Source organism: Inhella inkyongensis (assembly GCF_005952805.1).
GTDB lineage: Bacteria > Pseudomonadota > Gammaproteobacteria > Burkholderiales > Burkholderiaceae_C > Inhella > Inhella inkyongensis.
The window spans coordinates 2955582-2974883 of record NZ_CP040709.1 but is presented as its reverse complement, the minus strand read 5'-3'; the positions used below and the strand labels follow the sequence as shown (position 1 = coordinate 2974883).

Below are 19302 nucleotides of genomic sequence, written 5' to 3'. Positions count from 1 at the left end.
TTCAGCCTCTGCTTATGAGGCAGCCGGCGCGCAACGTTGCGCCGCCTGTTGCAAGGCCTGCACCACCCCGGGCAGGCGGGCATCCATCCACTCCCGTGGAGCCAGCGCCACAAAGGCCAGGCGCAGCGGGGTAGCGCCCAGCGTGCCCAGGGCGACGGCCAGCGCGCTGACGCCCGGCACCAGACTCTCATCGCTGCGCGCCCAGCCTTGCCGGCGTACGGCCGCCAGGCGTGCCTTCACTTCGGCCTCGGTCAGCGTCGGCTCGGCCCGCTGCCACAACGCCGCCACCCCATCCCAGCCAATGGCGGCCGACAACACCTGCCCGCTGGCGCTCTGACTCAGGCTCAACACCGCTCCCAGCTTGAGGCTGAGGTGCACCGGCCCCGGCGGCTCGGCCACGCGCAGCACGATGGGGCCTTGCTCGGTCCAGGTCGCCAGGCCGACGGTCATGTCCAGAGCCTGGGCCAGGCCCGCCAGTTCGGCACTGGCGCGCTGTAGCGGGGCATCCTGCTGCAAGCTGATCAAACCCAGGCTGCGCGCAAAGGGCCCTAGGGCATAGGGTGCGCCTTCGCTGGTTTGCTCCACCAGGCCCAGGCGCGAAAAGCTGACCAGGTAGGGGTGGGCCTTGGCCGCCGTCATGCCGGCCGCCAACGCCAGATCCTTGAGGGCCAGCGGCCGTCCGGCGGCCGCCAGGGCTTGCAATAGCGCGCCCCCCACCTCGATGCTCTGAATGCCGCGACCGCCGGCTTGCTTTTCGCTCATGGCCAAATTCTATATAGACGAATTTATTTGCAATGGCAGAATTCCCGCTCCTTCCGCCTGTGGCGCTCTTGGCGCCCCCGAAGTTCATGGATTCCTTCAGCTACTTGAGTGGTTTCGGCAACCAGCACGCCACTGAGGCCCTGCCGGGTGCCTTGCCGGTGGGGCGCAACAGCCCGCAGCGCTGTCCCTATGGGCTGTATGCCGAGTTGTTGTCGGGGGCGGCGTTTACGGCGCCGCGGGCCGGCAATCTGCGCACCTGGATGTACCGACGCCAACCCTCCGTTGTGACAGCTCGCTACACGCCCTACGAGCAGCCGCTTTGGCTGAGCGGGACCGCCCAGGTGGAGCCCAGTGCGCCCGAGCCCTTGCGCTGGGGCCCGCTGCCCTGGGGTCAGCCGGGGCGCGACTTTGTCGATGGCCTGTGCAGCTATGCCGTCAATGGGGATCCGGATGCCGGCCTGGGCATCGCCGTGCACCTCTATGTAGCCGACCGTTCGATGGGCGACCGCGCGCTGATGAATGCCGATGGCGAAATGCTGATCGTGCCGCAGCAGGGCGCCTTGAATCTGCGCACCGAACTGGGCTGCCTGCGCGTGGAGCCGGGAGAGATTGTGGTCATTCCGCGCGGTCTGAGCTTCAAGGTGGAAGTGGAAGGTCCGGTGCGCGGCTATGTGTGCGAGAACCATGGCGCCGCGTTTCGCCTGCCCGAACTGGGCCCGATTGGCTCCAACGGTCTGGCCAACCCGCGCGACTTTCTGGCCCCGGTGGCCGCCTTCGAGACCGACGAAGCACAAAACCGGCCCTACGAGCTGATCAAGAAGCAGGACAACCGCCTGTGGCGTTGCACCCAGCCGCGCAGTCCCTTCGATGTGGTGGCTTGGCACGGCAATCTGTGCCCCTACAAGTACGACACCCGGCGCTTCATGACGATCAACACCGTCAGTTTTGATCACGCCGACCCCAGCATCTTCACGGTGCTGACCTCGCCCAGCGACACCCCGGGCTGGGCCAATTGCGACTTCGTGATCTTCCCGCCGCGCTGGATGGTGGCTGAAGACACCTTCCGCCCGCCCTGGTACCACCGCAATGTGATGAGCGAGTTCATGGGCCTGGTCTATGGCCAGTACGACGCCAAGCCCGAGGGCTTCAAGCCTGGCGGCGCCAGCCTGCACAACGCCTTCGTGCCCCACGGGCCGGATACCGAGGCCTTTGCCGGCGCCAGCAGCGCGGCGCTGCAACCGCACAAGCTGGACCACACCCTGGCCTTCATGTTCGAGACCCGGATGCGCCTGCGCCCCACGCCGTTTGCCCTGCACGAGGCGCCGCTGGAAACCACCTACGACCAATGCTGGGTCGGCCTGGCCGACCATTTCGACGCGAGCAAGCCATGAACGCCCTGGATTTCACCCACGACCCCGCCGCCCAAAGCTGGGTCACCAGCGCCAATGCCGACGGCAGCGACTTCCCGCTGCAAAACCTGCCCTATGCGCGCGCGCGCTCGGCCGGCAGCCATCAGGACTGGCGCATCGTCGTCGGAATCGGTGACCAGGCCCTGGACCTGGCCCTCGCGGCCCAGCGCGGACGCTGGAGCAGTGCCATCCAGGTGTTGCTGGAGCCGCTGGCGCGCGGCGATCTGAACGCCTTCATGGCCCAGCCCAAGGCGGCGCGCCTGGCCCTGCGCCATGCGCTGTTTGAGGCCCTGCGTGCCGGCAGCCCGCAGCAGGCAAGCTTGGAAGCCGCGCTGCGACCTCTTCGCCTCCTGGAGTTCAGCCTGCCGGCACGCATCGGCGACTACACCGATTTCTATGCCGGCATCCACCACGCGGTGACGGTGGGCAAGCTGTTCCGCCCCGATAACCCCTTGCTGCCCAACTACAAATGGGTGCCGATTGGCTACCACGGCCGCGCGTCCAGCGTGGTGGTCAGTGGCACACCCCTGCGCCGCCCCTGGGGCCAGCGCAAGGGGCCGAACGACGAGCAGCCGCAGTTCGCCCCCAGTCAACGCGTCGACCACGAGCTCGAATTGGGCCTGTGGGTGGCGCAGGGCAATGCGCTGGGTGAACCCATTGACATCCACCAGGCCGAGGACCATCTGTTTGGTGTCAGCCTGTTCAACGACTGGTCGGCGCGTGACATCCAACCCTGGGAGTACCAGCCGCTCGGCCCCTTCCTAGCGAAGAACTTCGGCAGCACAGTTTCCCCATGGATCGTGACGATGGAGGCCTTGGCACCTTTCCGTTGCCCGCTGGAGCGCAGTGCCGACGACCCGCAGCCGCTGCCCTATCTCAGCAGCGCGGCCAATGAGGTGGGCGGGGGGCTGGACGTGCACCTGGAAGTGCATCTGAGTACCGCCGCGCGACGCGCCGCTCAGTTGCCGGCCGAGCGCCTGGCGCACAGCAATGCCAAGCACATGTACTGGACGGCAGCCCAACTGCTGACCCATCACGCCAGCAATGGCTGCAATCTGCAGCCGGGCGACCTTCTCGGTACCGGCACCATCTCCGGACCCTTGCCCGAGCAGGCCGGCTCGCTGCTGGAACTGACCCAGGGCGGGCGTCAGGCCATCGCGCTCGAAGGCGGCGAGAGTCGCACTTTCTTGCAGGACGGCGACGAACTGCAGCTCAAGGCCTGGGCCGAACGCGCGGGTGCGCGCCGCATTGGCTTCGGCCCCTGTGCGGGTCAGATCCTGCCGGCGCTCACTCGCAGCTGAAGTCGTCTCTGAAGCTGTGCCAAACCCAGGCCGAGCAGGGCGCCCAGCCCATCGGCCAGCAGGTCCACCCACTCACCGCTGCGCGGCGGCAGTTGGGTCTGCAGCAGCTCGATCAGGCCACCGTAGGCCAGTAGCGCCAGGGCCAGCAGGAGCCAGGGCGCGCGCGGCCAGGCCCAGCGGCTGCAGGCGCCTAAGGCGGCAAAGGCGAGCAAGTGGTTGGCCTTGTCCCACCCGGTGCCGGGCAATTGCTCGGTGATGGGCCAGAGGGCCAGGAAACTGATGACGGTCAGCAGCAGGGCCAGCAGGGCGCGGGCTTGGGGCGGTGTAAGTAGAGGCGTAGGCAACATGCCCTCATTGTCCCCAGCCACGCTCCCCGAAGAAATGGCTCACCGGCTCGCCCGGGAAGGCCCAGAAGGCACAGCGCTCGCTCGACGGCACGCAGTAGGGGAACTCGGTGTCGGGTGCCGGCCCGGCCAGGGTCTTTTCCAGCACCATGGACTGGTATTGCGCAGTGCTGCCCTCCAGGGTGTTGCCGTTCAGGATGACTTCCTGCCCGGTGCGCTGCGCGAAGCGGCGCAGCGCATTGCTGCGCGAATGCTCGGGGGCGTAGCAGTCGGCGCTGACGCCGTTCTCGCTTGTCACTCGCAGGCCGTCGGGGGCGCGCACCACCAGCGAGTGGTTGCCCGCCGTGTGCCCGGGGGTGTGGATCAGGGCCAGGCCAGGCCCCAGCCGCACGCTGCCATCCAGCAGCTCGATGCGCGCTGCATTCAGACCCTCACAACCCTGCGGGCAATACCACTGCGCCTGCAAAGGCAGCAAGCCCTGCACCGACAACCACTCGGCGCGCTGCACCAGCAGCTTGGCCTTGGGGAATAGCGCCTGCGGACCCAGCCAGCGGCGCAGGTCCTGGGTGTGCAGATGGTCAAAGCTCAGGTAGTCCACCTCTTCGGGGCGAACGCCTGCCAGGGTCAGGGCCTCTTCGACGCTGCGCGTCACCGGTGCCACCCAGGGATGCAGCGCCTCGGGCAGGCTGCGCGCCAGCTCGGCAAAGAAGGGCGTGGCGCGGTTGGCCTGGTGATCGGAGGGTGAGAACAGCAGCACCCGCGCCCGGCCTTCGAAGTCGACGTAACGCAGCACGAACACGCGGTTCTGCAACTGCACGAAGGGGAACTTGAAGCCTTGCTGGGCGAATACCCCGGAGTAGGCGTAATAGGTCGGGTAGGGCAGGCGGATCAGATCCAGGCTGCGATAAAAGGGCAGGGCAGGTTCATCCAATAGCTCTTCGCGCAGCGCCAAGGCCGCACGGCGCAAGGCCCGCAGCTGATCCATGGGCGTGGCCCGCTGCCAGGCTGGGGTGAGGGTGTGGATGGGTTTCATGCGGGCTTGTGGCGCTCTGCACGCCATTGCAGATAGCCCTTGGCATAGCTGCCGAAGAAGCGGTCCAGATAGGGCAGGAAGCCGGCGTAATTGCCCTGGTACTTGGCGTGGTGAAAGTCGTGATAGCCCGCGCCCTCATAGAGCGGAATCAGGTGGCCGGGGTTCCAGGGAAAGACATAGCCGCTGTGGCCGTCGGCAGCCTCAAACTGGCGCAGCACCAGCCAGACCCAGAGCACCGGCAGGCTCATGCCCAGCAGCAGCGGCCCCACCAAGGCCAGGGCGCCGGTGGCGGCGTATTCCAGTGGGTGCATGTAATTGCCATTGATGGCGCAGCACTGGCGGATGCGGTGGTGCTGGCTGTGCACATGCTTCAAGAGCCAGCGTTGGCGGTGCAGGCCGCGGTGCATCCAGTAGTACAGAAAGTCATCCAGCAGGACGCAAAAGGCCAGCTGGGCCAGCACCATCCACCAGGCGGGCCATGGCCCGTCGTGGATGCCTGAGAGCCGCAGCACGGGCCAGCTCAGGGTCAACAGCAGGGCGACGGTGACCACGTTCAGGCCCAACTGCCGCAGCGAGGGCCAGAGCCAGGTGCGGACCTCGAAGGGCGCGGTCTGCACCTTGTAGCGGCGCAGGACCACTGGGTCCCAGGCGGCCAGCGCCGTCAAGGGGAGGGCAAAGGCCAGAAAGGCTCCGGTGCTCACCGCCAGCCCGGTCATGGGGAAGCGCCAGAACATCGGGTCCTGATAGGTGGCCAGCCAGGCCTGCAACCAGTGGGGCATCACGTCTCCTTGAGGAGGCCCATGCTAGGCTGGCGCCGTTCCAGAAATTTATGAAAACGCGCCAGTGTCGACTGACTCTGACGCAGTCGCGCGAAACCCCGGGAATCCATGGAGAGCCTTGCCAACCCCCTGGCTCCGGCCCGAGTGGCCGCCAGCTATGCCCAGGTGCTGCTGCAGTGCATAGCCGAGGAGGGCGTGCCGGCGGCCGAACTGCTGCAGGCCGCCGGACTGGCGCAGCAGCCGGCCGAAGACTGGGCGCTGGATGATTTTTTAAACTTGCTGCAAGCCGCCACTCGTGCTGAAGTGAGTGCGGACTTGGCACCTGCCCTTGGCTTGCGTCTAGGGCAGCGCCAGCGGGTGCACAGCTTCGGGCTCTTGGGCCTGCTGCTGCTCAGTTGCAGCACGCTGGGCGAGGCCCTGCAGCAGGTGCTGCGTTTCGAGGCCCTGGTGCATGACTTGGGGCGCTCGCGCTTTGAAGCCCGGGGCGATGAGGGGCGGCTGATCTGGACGCCTGCAAGGGAGTTGGATGCTGCCCGCCATGCCCTGCTCATCGACTGGATCTTTGCCGGCTTGCAGCAGGTTTGCGACTGGCTCAGCGGCCGGCGCATGCCCTTGCGTGCGCTGCAACTGCGGCATCTGCCGGCCCATCCGGCGGCGCATCAGGCCTTCTTTCGCGCACCCCTGCAGGCGGCGCAGCAGGATGCCCTGGTCTTTGATGTCGGCTTGCTGGATTGGCGCCTGCCGCAGGCCGACCCGACCCTGCAGCCAGCGCTCTTGCAGTGGGCCGAAAAGGCCTTGGCGCAGCGCCTGCGCCTGCCGGCCTGGACGCCCCGGGTACGGGCGCTGCTGCAGCGCGATCTGGCCCAGGGCCCCAGCCTTGTCTCGGTGGCGGCGCAGCTGGATTTAAGCTCGCGCAGCCTGCAGCGCGCACTGCAGGCCGAGGGGCAGGGCTTTCAGGCCCTGCTGGACGGCGTGCGGCATCAACAGGCCTGCGACTACCTGCGCCATGGCCGCCTGCCGCTGGCCGAAGTGGCCAGCCTGCTGGGCTTTCGCCACGCGAGCGCCTTCAGCCAGGCTTTTTCTCAGTGGCAGGGCTGCAGCCCGCGCGTCTACCGCCAGGGCGGTGGGCGCTCATGAACCGCGCTTGTCGCGGTACATCTTGGCGTCGGCGCGCGCCAGCAGGGTCACCACGCTGTCCTCCGGCCGCGCGGCGCTGACGCCCAGGCTGATGCTCAGGCGCAAGCCGGCGGCCAGGTCGTCCCAGGCCGTCTGCGCCACGCGGGCTTGAATGCGCGCGCAGACCTGTTCCGCGCGCTCGTCATCCAGGCCTCGCAGCAGCAGCACGAACTCGTCACCGGCCCAGCGTGCCGCCAGATCGCCCTCGCGGATGCCTTCTTCCAACAGGCCGGCAAGCCGGCGCAGCACGGCGTCGCCGATGGCGTGGGAGTGCTGGTCGTTGATGGCCTTGAAGCGGTCCACATCGACCATCGCAAGGTGCAGCTGATTGGGCAGGTGCTCGGGCAAGGGGCTGTCCAGCCACTCGGCCAGTTGCTGCTCGAAGCGCCGCCGGTTGGCCAGTCCGGTGAGCGGGTCTTCCATGGCCAGGCGCTGGTAGAACTGGGTGTCCTTGAGCTGCTGCTGGGGGTCGGGGGCGCGGCGCCGCAGGGCCATGCGGCGGTCGATGATGTCGATGCGGCTGTGCAGGCTGCCGGCGCGGTGGCGGTGCTGGCGTTCGGCCAGTTGACGCAGCACGGCCAGGGCGTCGCCGGGGCGGCCCAGGCGCTCCAGCACATGGGTCAGCACCTGAGACGAGATGTCGAACAGGGCCTCATGCCGATGGTGGCGCGCATGGCGCTGGGCCTCGCGGGCTTCCAGCTCGGCGCGTGCCAGCTGACCGGCGGCCAGTGCGCCCTCGGCACGCAGCCAGGCCAGTGCCGTGCGCAACCAGGGCCGATCGCCATGGGCCAGGGCCTGTTCCAGGGCTTGAACCGCTGCGGCGGCCTGCTGGGGCTCTGCCTTCCAATAGGCCAGCAGGGCGCTGCTGATGAGGTGGATGAAGCGGGTGTTGGCGGCGCTGCCTGGCGTCAGGCCGGGAATCAGCCCAGTCTGGCTGTAGAGCGCATCGCAGATCTGCATCTGCCGGCTCAGGGGATCAAGCCCGGCGCGGCGCCCGCCCTGGGCGCGCTCCACCACATAGCGCACCGACTCGGTATTGGCCAGATCGACCTGCAGCTCATAAGGCGGCAGGGGTGGCTGGCATTGCGCCGCCAGTTGCAAACCCTGTTGATAGGCCGCCGTGGCCTCGGGAAAGCAGCGTCCCAGATACATCGCGATGCCCAGCGCGTGATAGGCCAGCACGGCCTCGGGGCAGGGGGGCAGGCCATCGGCCAGGCGCACGGCCATCAGCGCGCCGTCTAGGGCCATCTCGTAAAAGCCCAGGCGCGTGGCCGCGATGGCCTGGGCGTGCAGGGCGCGGCACTCGCCGCGCGTGTCGCCCAGCTGCGCATAGTCCAGGGCGGCGCGCTGCGCGTTGTCCAGCGCGGCCTCAAAGCTGCCCTGCAGACGCAGCTGCAAATTGGCCAGCAGCAGCCGGGCTTCGGCCCGCTCGGCCGCGCTGCCTTGCTCGAACACCGGTCGCAGCAGCTCCTGGGCACGCGCGGCGTTGCCGGCCTCGACCTGCTCGGCGGCATCGCTCAGCAGGGTGGACCAGGGGGCGGCGGGCGGGCGATCGGTCATGAAAACGCGGGACGAGGCGGTGCGTGAGATTTTGTGTCGCTCCACCCCGCCGTGGGCTGGGGCTTTCCTTCAGTCAAATTTCCACAACCACAGCAGATCCACGGCCGATTCCAGGCCGCTCTGCGCGCGCAGGCGGAAGCGCTGGCCCAGCCGGTAGGTCAGCTGCCATTGGCCGGCGGCGGCGCTGAGCGAGCGCTCGTAGCCCAGGCTCCAGTGCTTGGAGAGTTGGGCACCGACGCGCAGCACGGTGGCGGCGTCCTCGTCCTGACCCACCGAGAACTCCGACAGGCCCAGGCGCTGCAGCACCTGGCCCGTGCCGCTGCCTTCTTCGCCCGCCAGCAAGGCCAGCGCGGCCTGTTGCAGCAGGGCGGCGTCGCGTCCGCCCTCGGTGCCGGGCTCGCGCCCCAGCAGCAGCCAGGCCAGCTTGTCGTTGTCGGGCAGCTCGGGTTCGGCCACCAGGCGCACGCGCGGCTGCAGGGCCGTGCCGGTGACGCTGACGCCCACGCGGTGTTCGATGCCGGGCTTGATGGCCAGCAGGTCCACGCGCGGGTCGTTCAGCGGCCCCTTGAAGCGCAGGCTGCCGGTCTCGATCTCCAGGGTCTGGCCATAGGCCTGGTAGCGCCCGCCCTGGGTGTCGATCTGGCCCGTCCACTGCGCAGCCTGGCCTGCGCGCTCGCGCAGCAGCAGCTCGCCCGTCAATCGCGAGGCAAAGCCCCGGCCCTGCACCCGCAGGCGCTCGCCCAGGTTCAGACGCAACTCGACATCGCGCTGCCAGTTGGATTTGCGCGGGGGCGGCGCCTCGGCCTGGGCATTGAGCACCTTCACGTCCGCATCGAGTTCCGGCTGGCTGGTGCGCGGGATGGTGAACTGCCCTTCATCGGCGCGCAGCGCACCGCGCAGGCGCAGGCGCTCGGGCCCAAGCTGCAACTCGGTCTGCCCACTCAGCACCAGGCGGCGCTCGAAGCCGTTGAGCACGCGGAAGCCTTCGGCCTGCAGCGTGAGCTGCGCGCTGGGTTGCTCGTCGCCCCAGCGCAGGCTGCCGCTGCCGCTGATCTGGCCACCTTGTTCGCCCAGACCCTGAAGACGCAATTCCTGCAGTTGCAAACCCTGGCCGTCGAACTCGGCCCGCAGCAGACCCTGCTGACCGCCGGCGCCGCTGCTGGCGTGGCTCAGGCTGGATAGCTGCACGCCCAGCTGACCATGCAGTTGCGGCTGCTGTCGGCTGCCGCTCAGATGAGCCTGCAGTTGGGCCGCACCGTCCAGCCGCCAGTCGGGTGGCAGCCAGGGGCGCAGGGCACTCAGGCGGGGCAGATCGGCCTTCAGCTGGCCGTTGACGCTGCCGCTGGGCCCGACCTCGGCATTTGCCAGCACTTGACCCAACAGCGTGCTGCGCAACTCGAACCCGAGCGCCGAGCGGCCGGCGGCCTCTTGCTCCAGCTTCAGGCTCAGGGCCTGCAGCCCCAGGGCCTGTCCGTCCAGGCTGAGCTCGCCCTGCAGCGCGCTCAGACTCAGACGGCCCTGCGGCGGGTGCTGGGCGTCGCCGTGCAGATCGAGGGCCAGGCGCAGCCGGGCCGCGCCGCTCCAGTTCGTGGGCCCAGACTGGGTCTGTCCCAGCAGGTTCAGCCACGGCGCCAGCCGCGCCGCGCCGCCCAGGCGCAGCGTCCAGTCTCCCGCGGTCGTCACCTCGGCCTGCTGCAAATCCAGGCGCTCGCCGGCCAGCTCGAGCTGGCCGGCTTGCAGTTGCAGACGACCCTGCTGCCAGCTGAGGGCCGGGCTGACCAGCGCCAGGGTGGCGGAGGGCTGGGCAAGACTTGACTTCAGCTGCAGCCTCAGCTCGGGCCAGAGCCAATGCTGCGGCGCGTCGTCGCTGCGCTGCAAGGCCGCGCTTTGGGCCTCCAGCGTCCAGTCCTGGCCCTGCCACGGGCCCTGGGCCTTGAGCTGCCAGGGCTGGCTGCGCGAGCCCTGAAGCTGCAGGCTGCTCAGGCGCTGCCCCTGCCACTCCAACTGCGCCAGCTCGGCCTCAAGCTGGCCTTCGGGTTGCCATTGGAGCTGTAACTGACGCAGGCGGCCGCCCTTGTCCTGTTGATGGTCGCCCTGCTGCCACCGCAGTCCTTCAGCCCGCAGCTGCACGGCGGGTCGACCTTGCTCGTCCTGCTGCCAGCGGCCCTGCGTCTGTCCTTCCAGGCGGCTGAGCCAAGGCTGCCACAGGGGTTTCAGCGCGGCCAGATCGTTCAGCTGCCAGTCGGCCTGGCGCGGCAGCCAGTCCATCGGCGTCTGCAGGCCTAGGGGCAGGGCGGGGCCATCGCCTTGGGCGTGCAGGCCCTGGCCTCCTTGTAGCTGCAGCGCGAGCTGCCAGGGGCTTTGCTGCGGCTCCAGCTTCAGCTCGGCCTGCCCTTGCAGCGGGCTGCCACCCAGCTGGCTGCCGGCGCTCAAAGCGAGCTGGAGGGCACCCAGCCATTGCCCCGAAGGGCCACGCCCCACCTGTCCGTCCAGCCGGCCGCTGAGCAGGCTGGGCTTGGGCCAGGGCGGCAGGGGCAGTCGCAGGCTTTCGAGTTGCAGCTGCCATTGGCCGCGGGCGCGGCTCAGATCCCAATCCCCCTGTGCCTGGGCGCGCCCGCCCTCGGCCTGGCTGAGTTGCAGATCGCTGACCGCAATCTGCCGTCCCTTCAGCTGGCCTCGGCCCTGCGCGCTCAGGCGCTGCCCTTGTCCCTGGGCCTGCAGGCGGGTCTGCCAGTGCAGCGGCTGATCCTCACTCCACGCGGCCTGCTGCAGCGCCAGTTCGCCTTCCAGCTGCCAGGCGGGCCAGCGCGCATCCAGGCGCTGCAGTTGCAGGCCGCTGAGGCGCAGGTCGGCGCGCAGGGGCTGTCCGGCTTGGGGCAGGGCCTGGGGTTGGACCAGACTCAGTCGGCCGGCGCTGGTGCTGGTGCTGCCGAGTTCAATTTCCAGGGCCTGGATCTGCAGCGCCTGCCATTGCTGCAAGGGCAGTTGGGCGTCCAGATGCAGGCGATGCACGGGCAGGCCGTTGGCGTCCAGGCGTTGAGCGGCGCTGTTGCGGGCCCGCAGCTGCAAGGCCAGGCGGCCGTCGCTCTTCAGTTCTCCCTGCAGCCGGCCGTTCCAAGCGCCGGCCGGGGCGGCCGGAAGCAGGCTTTGCGGATTCAGGTCCTGAGCCTGCACGTCCAGCGCGTGCAGCCAGTGCGGGCTGAAGGGTCGCAGCTGCAGGGCGGCGTCCAGCCCCAGCGGTCCATCGCCCCGGTGCAATTGGGCCTTCAAGACGGGGGCCGCCAGCGGGCCTTGGGCCTGTAGTTGCAACCGCCAGTCCGGCGTTGCGCCGGGTGGCAGCAGCGTCGCTGCGGCCCGCAGATCACCCTGGTGGCTCAAGCTGCCCTGGGCCTGAAGCTGGCGCTGCTGCCAGCGCAGGCGCAGGGCATCGATGGCCAGCCATTGCCCGGCCTCCAGCTGGCCCCAGCGGGCCTGGAGTTGCAGGGCCTGTGCCTGGATGCCATCGATCTGCAGCGCATCGATTTGCAGGGCCTCCAAGTTCAGCGTGGCCGGCAGGCGCGGCCGCAGCAGGGCCAGCACTTGGCTGGCATCGGGGGGCGGCCCGCTGCTGGAACCGGTGTCGAGCTGCAAGCGGCTGAGGTGGGCGCTAAGACGCCACTGTCCGGCCCGCCAACGTGGGGCCGCCAGCTGCAGTTTTTCGATGCGCCAGCGCAGGCCACCCTCACCCTCGCCCTGGCCCTCCAGGACTTCAGCCTCCAGCCCGGTCCAGAGCGAGCCGCGCAGGCTCTCGAAGCCCGGGCCGGCCAGGGCGCGCAGCACCGGTGCAGTGCCGGCCAGGACGCCAAGCAGTACGCCAAGCAGTAGCCACGCGGTCAGCAGGGCCAGGCCCCAGATCAGGCGTTTCCTGAGTAGAACCGGCTTTGCCGGGCTACTCACACCCCCGCGGGGGGCGGGCTGGGCCAACGGCCCGGACCTGGGGGTGCTCATAGCGCCATCCCGACCGAGATGTGCAGGCGCCAGCCGCCGCCCCAGGCCTTTTCGCCCTTGGCCCGATCGGCCCGCAAGAGGCCGATCGGGCTGCGCCAGCGCAGACCCAGTCCCCGGCCCCAGGCTGGGCGCAGATCGGCGGCGCGCTGGGCGGCCTGGCCGGCATCCACAAAGGCGGCCAGGCCCAGGCCGTCGATGCCGCGCCAGCGCGGCAGGGGCTGCTGCAACTCCAGGCTGGCGCTCCACATCAGACGGCCACCGACTTCGCGGCCGTTCAGGCCCTGGCCCTCGGGGCCCAGCGCACGGTGCTCGTAGCCGCGCACCGACTCGTCGCCGCCGACTCGAAAGCGCAGCGATTCAGGGACCTCCAGTTCAGCCGGTGCCCACACGCGGCCGACCTCCAGCCGGGCGCTCAGGCCCCGCCCCTTGGGCAGCGGCCACCAAGACTGCCAGCGCGCCTGCAGGCGCAGCAACTGTCCCTGCTGGCGCGTCAGCGGGCTGCGCGCCTCGGCGCGGCCGATGGCGCTTTGCAGGCTCAAGGATTGGCCTTCGGTGGGCAGCAGCACGCTGTCCACCCGGCGCCAGCTGGGATTGAGGTGCAGCAGCAGGGCCTGCGAGCGGGTGTCGCGGTCTTGCTTGGACGTGAGCCATTCCAGCGCGATGGCGCGGTCGTGGGCCGGGCTCTCGCGCACCTGGCCCAGGCGCAGCGAGCCCTGGCTGTACGGGGCTTCATCGCCCTGCTCGCGTTCCCAGCGCGCCGCCACCAGCCAGCGCTGCTGCTGCGCGCCCGGGTGGGTGGAGAGCTCGGCCTCAACAGTCTGCGCTTCCTGGGCCCAGGCCAGGCGGGTGCGGGCGCGCAGCGGCCAGTTGGCCGGGCGGCGGTGCAGATGCTCCAGCGTCAGGCGGCCCCGGCTCAGATTGCTCCAGCCCAGGCCCAGGCCGAGTTGCTGCAGAGGGCTTTCGCGCAGGCGCACGCGCACTGCCATGCGCTCGCCCTCCAGCGATTCCGGATCCAACTCGACCAGGGCGCTGTCGAAAAGCTGGCTGCGCAGCAGGCGCTGCTGGGCCTCGATGAACAGGGCTTCGCTGACGGGCTGATCGACGGCCAGCCCGAGTAGCGCGCGCACCCGGTCTTCGTCGTGATGGCGCAGGCCTTCGATGCGCACCTCTCCGATGCGCACCGCCGGCCCGGGCAGCAGGGGCAGGGTGGCGTCCACCGCCTGGGTGGCAGCGTCCACGCGGGCCTCGGTGTCGCCCCAGCGCGCCAGCGGATGGCCGTGGGCGCGCAGCCGGGCCAGGAAGGCTTGCTTGCCATCGCTCCAGCGCTCGCGCACGAAGGCGCGGCCAGGCCGAAGGGTGGTCTCCGCCAGCCACTCGCGCCATCGTGCCAGCTGTTCATCGGGCACGCCGGGCGCCAGCAACTCCACGCTGCGCAGCCGGGCAATCGTGCCGACTTGCACGAGCAGGCGCGCGGTCGGGCAGTCCAGCTCGATGCGCAGCGGGGCGTAATAGCCTTCGATGCGCATCAGCTCTCGCGCCTGTTGGGGGGCCTGCGCGCACAGGCGCTGGCGCTCCAATTCGTCCAGGGGCCCTTCGGCCGGCGGCCGGGCCAGCGCCCGGGCCAGGTCCAGGTGGCTACTCAGCAGGCTGCGCACGTCCTCGTCGTCGGCCTCGATGTGCAGGCCCTGCGCCGCCGCGGCCTGCAGTCCGCAGGCAGCACCCAAGAGCCAGGCGACCGCCCAGCGCCTCATTTGCTGAGTTGGCGCATCGCGTCGGACAGCCCGCTCAGGGTCAGCGGGTACATCTTCTGGTGCATCAGGCCCTGGATCAGGTGAATGCTCTGGCGGTATTCCCACACGCCCTGCGGCTCAGGGTTGATCCAGGCGTGGCGCGGGAAGGCCTGGGTCAGGCGATCCAGCCACAGCGAGCCGGGCTCCTCGTTCATGTATTCCACGCTGCCGCCGGGTTGCAGGATCTCGTAGGGACTCATGGTGGCGTCGCCCACGAAGATCAGCTTGTAGTCGCGGTTGAACTTGTGGATCAGATCCCAGGTCGGGGTCTTCTCGGCAAAGCGGCGCCGGTTGTTCTTCCACACATAGTCGTAGACGCAGTTGTGGAAGTAGAAGAACTCCAGGTGCTTGAACTCGCTCTTGGTGGCGGAAAAGAGCTCCTCGACGCGGTGGATGTGCTCGTCCATGGTGCCGCCCACGTCCATCAAGAGCAGCAGCTTGACCCTGTTGTGGCGCTCGGGGCGCATCTTGATGTCCAGCAAGCCGGCATTCGCCGCCGTGGCGCGGATGGTGTCGTCCAGGGCCAATTCGTCCGCCGCGCCTTCGCGCGCAAAGCGGCGCAGGCGGCGCAGCGCCACCTTGATGTTGCGCGTGCCCAATTCCACTGAGTCGTCGTAGTCGCGGTAGCCCCGTTGCTCCCAGACTTTTACTGCGCTCTTTTGCCCGCCGCCACCGCCAATGCGCACGCCGGCCGGGTTGACGCCGCCATTGCCGAAGGGGCTGGTGCCGCCGGTGCCGATCCAGCGATTGCCGCCTTGATGGCGTTCCTTCTGTTCCTCCAGGCGTTTCTTCAGCGTGTCCATCAGCTCGTCCCAGCCCAGGGCCTCAAGAGCGGCGCGCTGTTCGGGGCTGAGTTCGAGCTGCAGCTGGGCCTTGAGCCAGTCCTCGGGCAGTGAGCGGGCCAGATCCAGCTTGAGCTCCGCGCCCTTGAAGTAGGCGGCAAAGGCGCGGTCAAAGCGGTCGTACAGGGCCTCGTCCTTCACCAGCACCGTACGCGCCAGGCTGTAGAACTGATCGAGTGAAGGCTCGATCACGCCCTGGCGCAGGGCATCCAGCAGGGTCAGGAATTCCTTGGGCGAGACCGGCAGCTGAGCGGCGCGCAGGGTCTGGAAGAAGGGCAGCAGCATGGCGCCATTGTGGCGGGGTGCGGGCAAACCCGTGCTCGGCGCCGTCGAGTTGCGCCGCTACGCTGGGGTCATGGCCAGCCTGAATGCCGCGGAATTGCTGATGGGGGTGATCCTGCTCTTGCAGGCCCTGGCGGCCGCCATGTGGGGCCTGGGTGCGCGCATGAAGGCCGTGCCCACGGTGCCGGCCTGGCATTGGGTTGGTGCCGCTGGGTTTGCGGTGGCGGTGATGGCGCTCAGTCTGTTGGGGCGCGGGGTGGGCAGCTGGCTCTCGCACGGCCTGTCCAACATGATTGCGCCGGGCAGCTTCATCCTGCTGCGCCTGGGCCTGAACATCCTGCTGCGAGCCGAGCGCGCGGACGGCGAACACCTGATGGTGATCGTGGTGGCCGTGTGCTGTGGTCTGGTCGGCGTGAGCCAGGGGGCGCCTTGGTTGTGGGGCGTGGCCTACAGCTCCTTGCTCAATGCGTACTGCCTTCTGCGAAGTGCCCAGGCGGTCCAGGCCCATGGGCCGCTCGAAATCGGCCGGGGTGCGGCCCAGGTGCTGGCCGCCACCTTGCTGGGGCTGGCCCTGCTTTTCCTGAGCCGCGCCCTGCTCGCGCTCACGCTGCCGCAGCAGTCAGCGCGGCCCATCAGCGACCCCACCGAGGCCAATCTGATCCTGTTGACCGTGCTGCTGCTGCTGGGCTTGCTGGTCCATCTGGTGCTCGGCATGGCCGTGACCCTGCGCCTGGTTCGACGTCTGCATGAGTTGTCGCGCCGCGATGCCTTGACCGGCCTGCCCAACCGACGGGCGGCCGACGAGTTGCTCGACGGGCTGTTGGCACGTCAGCGCGATCTGGGTAGTCCGTTTGCGCTGCTGCTGGTGGATGCCGATCATTTCAAACGCGTCAACGACAGCCAGGGCCACGCCATCGGGGATCGCGCTCTGGTGCATCTGGGAGCCTTGCTGCAGCGCCATGCGCGCAGCGTGGACCTTGTGGCGCGTTTTGGCGGGGAGGAGTTTGTCCTGCTGCTGCCCGACTGCGACCATGACACCGCCTTGCAGGTGGCCGAACGCCTGCGCCAGGAAGTGCAGGACGAACCCCTGCGCCTGGGAGGGCGCAAGCTGGCATTGAGTGTGAGTGTGGGGGTGGCACTGGGGCAGGCAGGCGAGTCGTCTGCGGCCTTGTTGGTGCGAGCCGATCGCGCGCTGTATCGCGCCAAGAACCGGGGGCGAAACCGTGTCGAATTCGAAGCTTGATGCCGGGCCGCAGCTTGCGCCTGTTGATGAAGTTGAGCAGACGCTCAAGGCGCTCTATGCCTCCATCCAGGAAGAGGATGGGCGCTGGTGGGCGCGCCAAGGCGAGTTGCGCCTGAGCAGTGCCTTTCAGCCCATCTACAGCTTTCCGCATGCCCGGCCTGTGGGCTTCGAGGCCCTGGTGCGCGTGCATGACGCGCAGGGGCGGCCGGTCTCGCCCATCAGCCTGTTCGAGGGCGTGCAGGACTTTGAACAGCAGGTCTGGCTGGACCGACTGTGCCGCCTGGTGCATGTGCACAACTTCTGCGCCCAGGCCAGCGAAGACTGCTGGTTGTTTCTCAACATTCACCCCGCGGTCTTCATCCACTCCACCCAGCAGGCGAAGCTGCTGCGCCGGGCGGTGGATTTGCTGCAGTCCCTGGGCATGCCCATGCACCGCCTGGTGCTGGAGGTGACCGAGGACGTGATGGCCCAGGACCAGAGCTTCGAGGCGGCGGTGGGCTGGGCGCGCGAGGTCGGCTGTCTGCTGGCCCTGGATGACTTTGGCGCCGGGCATTCGAACTTCGACCGCGTCTGGCGCCTGCGCCCGGAAATCGTCAAGCTTGATCGCAGCCTGTTGCGGCGCGCCATGCAGTCACCGCGTATCGCCCGCATGATGACCCAGGTGGTGAGCTTGCTGCACGAATGCGGCTCGCTGGCTTTGCTGGAGGGGGTGGAGTCGGACGAGGAGGCGCAATTGGCGCTGGATGCGGACATCGATTTGGTGCAGGGCTATGCCTTTGGGCGCCCGCAGCCCGAGTTGGTGCCGGTGCGCCAGACCAGCCCCGAAATCGCGGGCGTATGGCGCCTGTTCGATCAGCGCGTGCGCACCTTGCGTCTGAGCTACCAGGAGCGCGTGGCTCCGTTTCGCACTGCGCTTTCGCTGGCCTTGCAGCCTTTGCAACAGGGCCAGGGCCTGGAACTCGCCTGCGAGGCCTTCCTGCGCCAGACCGGCGCGCTGATGGTCTATCGCCTGGACGGTGAGGGGCGGGCGGTGGGGGACATTGCCTACTCCGAGGCCGGCCGGCCCCAACCCATCGAGCGCTTTGCACCGCTGGAGCGCGCCGGCGACGCGCGCTGGGCGCGGCGGCCCTATTTCCGCCGCGCGGTGGACCAGGTGGGCGAGATCCAGGTCACCCGGCCCTACCTGAGCCTGTTCGGCGCGCGCTTGTGCATCACCGTCTCGGTGGCCTACTGGCTGCAGGGGCAGCTGCAGGTGCTGTGCGGCGACGTGGACTGGTCCGACCGCGACGCCGATTGATCAGCGACGGGCCAGGGCGGCCTCCAGGTGGGCCCGCGTGGCGGGCCATTCGCTCGCCAGCAGGCTGTAGCGCACCGTATCTCGCACCGTGCCGTCGCGGCGGCGCAGATCGTGGCGGATCACGCCCTCCTTGCGCGCCCCCAGGCGTTCGATGGCGGCCTGGCTGCGGGTGTTGAGGATGTCGGTGCGCCAACCCACCAGGGCGGCGCCCAGGTCGTCAAAAGCGTGGCGCAGCAGGGCCAGCTTGCAGGCCGTGTTGATGGCCGTGCGCCAGCAGCTTTGGGCATACCAGGTCCACCCGATCTCAACGCGATCGAGCTCGGGCACGATGTCGTGGTAGCTCGTGGTGCCCAGCACGCGGCCGCTCGCGGCCTCCAGCACGGCAAAGGGCAGCCGGTCCGGGGTGCTCAAGGCTTTGTCGATGTAGGCCCGGGTGTTTTCGGGCTCTGGCACCGAGGTGATCCGGAGCTTCCACAACTCGCCATCGGCAGCCGCTGCGCGCAGTCCGTCTTCGTGGGCGATGGTCAGCGGGACAAGGCGCACGGGGCCAAGCGCCAGTTCAACGGGACGGACGGTGATCAACGGTGATGCCTTTGCATTTGCAGGAGTTTTTCGAACAGGGTCAGATCCTGCTCGTTCTTCAGCAGGGCACCGGCCAGCGGCGGCACCCGGGTTGGGCCGGTCTCGCTGGCACCCAGCAAGCTGGCGTCGATGTCTTCGGCCAGCAGCAGGCGCAGCCAATCCAGCAACTCGCTGGTGCTGGGCTTCTTCTTCAGGCCTGGCAGGTTGCGCACTTGGTAGAAGCTCTTGAGCGCGGCGCCCAGCAGTTCGCTCTTCAGATCGGGGAAGTGCACATCGATGATGCGCTGCATCGTCTCGGCATCCGGGAACTGGATGTAGTGGAAAAAGCAGCGGCGCAGGAAGGCGTCGGGCAGCTCTTTCTCGTTGTTGCTGGTGATGAAGACCAGCGGGCGATGCCGCGCCTTGATGGTTTCGCGCGTCTCGTAGCAGTGGAACTCCATGCGGTCGAGTTCGCGCAGAAGGTCGTTGGGAAACTCGATGTCGGCCTTGTCGATCTCGTCGATCAGCAGCGCCACCGGGGTCTCCGATTCAAAGGCCTGCCAGAGCACGCCCTTGAGGATGTAGTTGCGGATGTCGCGCACCTTGGCGGCGCTTTCCGCATCACTGAGTTGGCTGTCGCGCAGCCGGCTCACGGCGTCGTACTCGTACAGGCCCTGCTGCGCCTTGGTGGTGCTCTTCACATGCCATTGCAACAGCGGCAAGCCCAAGGATGCAGCGACCTCCTCGGCCAGCAGGGTCTTGCCGGTGCCCGGCTCGCCCTTGAGCAGGAGCGGGCGTTGCAGGGTGATCGCGGCGTTGACCGCAAGCTTGAGGTCGTCGGTGGCGACGTAGTGAGCAGAGCCTTGGAATTTCATGCGCGGCAGTATAGGAAGCCGTGTAAACCCTTGATCTGGGTCAAGGCAGCCCGCGCTGCCC

At 68.7% G+C, this 19302-nt stretch carries 15 protein-coding genes; 5 read left to right on the top strand and 10 right to left on the bottom strand.

Going from position 1 to position 19302, the window contains the following annotated elements:
• Positions 1-12 precede the first annotated feature (12 nt).
• Positions 13-762: an IclR family transcriptional regulator gene (locus tag FF090_RS14075; RefSeq protein WP_138857319.1), complete on the bottom strand. Its 750-nt coding sequence runs from the start codon at positions 760-762 to the stop codon at positions 13-15.
• A gap of 86 nt (positions 763-848) precedes the next feature.
• On the opposite strand from FF090_RS14075, the gene hmgA reads away from it, so the two are divergent.
• Both hmgA and fahA read left to right on the top strand, forming a co-directional pair.
• A complete protein-coding gene (hmgA, locus tag FF090_RS14070; protein ID WP_138857318.1) occupies positions 849-2153 on the top strand; it encodes a homogentisate 1,2-dioxygenase in 1305 nt (434 codons plus the stop codon).
• Positions 2150-3472 (top strand): fumarylacetoacetase, encoded by a 1323-nt coding sequence (gene fahA / locus FF090_RS14065; protein ID WP_138857317.1) that lies wholly within the window; start codon positions 2150-2152, stop codon positions 3470-3472. Before hmgA ends, fahA begins: the two co-directional genes overlap by 4 nt.
• Here the strand turns inward: fahA and FF090_RS14060 are convergent.
• Genes FF090_RS14060 through FF090_RS14050 form a run of 3 tightly spaced genes read right to left on the bottom strand, consistent with a single transcriptional unit; the run spans position 3442 to position 5628 of the window.
• Positions 3442-3819, bottom strand: coding sequence for a VanZ family protein (locus FF090_RS14060; RefSeq protein ID WP_138857316.1), 378 nt, complete (start codon positions 3817-3819; stop codon positions 3442-3444). The genes fahA and FF090_RS14060 overlap by 31 nt on opposite strands.
• A gap of 4 nt (positions 3820-3823) precedes the next feature.
• Complete coding sequence (locus tag FF090_RS14055; RefSeq protein ID WP_217502990.1) at positions 3824-4849, bottom strand: MBL fold metallo-hydrolase; 1026 nt, start codon at positions 4847-4849, stop codon at positions 3824-3826.
• Positions 4846-5628: a sterol desaturase family protein gene (locus tag FF090_RS14050; protein WP_138857314.1), complete on the bottom strand. Its 783-nt coding sequence runs from the start codon at positions 5626-5628 to the stop codon at positions 4846-4848. The genes FF090_RS14055 and FF090_RS14050 overlap by 4 nt, the downstream gene beginning before the upstream one ends.
• A gap of 108 nt (positions 5629-5736) precedes the next feature.
• On the opposite strand from FF090_RS14050, the gene FF090_RS14045 reads away from it, so the two are divergent.
• On the top strand, positions 5737-6765 hold the full coding sequence (locus FF090_RS14045) for a helix-turn-helix transcriptional regulator (RefSeq protein WP_138857313.1): 1029 nt from the start codon (positions 5737-5739) through the stop codon (positions 6763-6765).
• Here the strand turns inward: FF090_RS14045 and FF090_RS14040 are convergent.
• From FF090_RS14040 to FF090_RS14025, 4 genes are all read right to left on the bottom strand, one after another.
• On the bottom strand, positions 6760-8364 hold the full coding sequence (locus FF090_RS14040) for a GGDEF domain-containing protein (protein WP_138857312.1): 1605 nt from the start codon (positions 8362-8364) through the stop codon (positions 6760-6762). The genes FF090_RS14045 and FF090_RS14040 overlap by 6 nt on opposite strands.
• A 69-nt stretch (positions 8365-8433) precedes the next feature.
• A complete protein-coding gene (locus tag FF090_RS14035; protein WP_138857311.1) occupies positions 8434-12351 on the bottom strand; it encodes a translocation/assembly module TamB domain-containing protein in 3918 nt (1305 codons plus the stop codon).
• Positions 12348-14102: an autotransporter assembly complex protein TamA gene (locus tag FF090_RS14030; RefSeq protein ID WP_138857310.1), complete on the bottom strand. Its 1755-nt coding sequence runs from the start codon at positions 14100-14102 to the stop codon at positions 12348-12350. The genes FF090_RS14035 and FF090_RS14030 overlap by 4 nt, the downstream gene beginning before the upstream one ends.
• Entirely contained in the window at positions 14099-15268 is a 1170-nt protein-coding gene (locus FF090_RS14025; RefSeq protein WP_138857309.1) for a vWA domain-containing protein, read from the bottom strand. The genes FF090_RS14030 and FF090_RS14025 overlap by 4 nt, the downstream gene beginning before the upstream one ends.
• Here FF090_RS14025 and FF090_RS14020 point away from each other — a divergent pair.
• Together FF090_RS14020 and FF090_RS14015 are read left to right on the top strand one after the other, a co-directional pair.
• Positions 15267-16508, top strand: a complete 1242-nt coding sequence (locus FF090_RS14020; protein ID WP_138857308.1) for a GGDEF domain-containing protein — start codon at positions 15267-15269, stop codon at positions 16506-16508. The genes FF090_RS14025 and FF090_RS14020 overlap by 2 nt on opposite strands.
• Positions 16489-17805: an EAL domain-containing protein gene (locus FF090_RS14015; RefSeq protein ID WP_138857307.1), complete on the top strand. Its 1317-nt coding sequence runs from the start codon at positions 16489-16491 to the stop codon at positions 17803-17805. Before FF090_RS14020 ends, FF090_RS14015 begins: the two co-directional genes overlap by 20 nt.
• On the opposite strand, the gene FF090_RS14010 is transcribed toward FF090_RS14015, so the two are convergent.
• Positions 17806-18387, bottom strand: coding sequence for a GNAT family N-acetyltransferase (locus FF090_RS14010; RefSeq protein WP_138857306.1), 582 nt, complete (start codon positions 18385-18387; stop codon positions 17806-17808).
• Positions 18384-19241, bottom strand: coding sequence for an AAA family ATPase (locus tag FF090_RS14005; RefSeq protein WP_138857305.1), 858 nt, complete (start codon positions 19239-19241; stop codon positions 18384-18386). The genes FF090_RS14010 and FF090_RS14005 overlap by 4 nt, the downstream gene beginning before the upstream one ends.
• Positions 19242-19302: the final 61 nt, after the last annotated feature.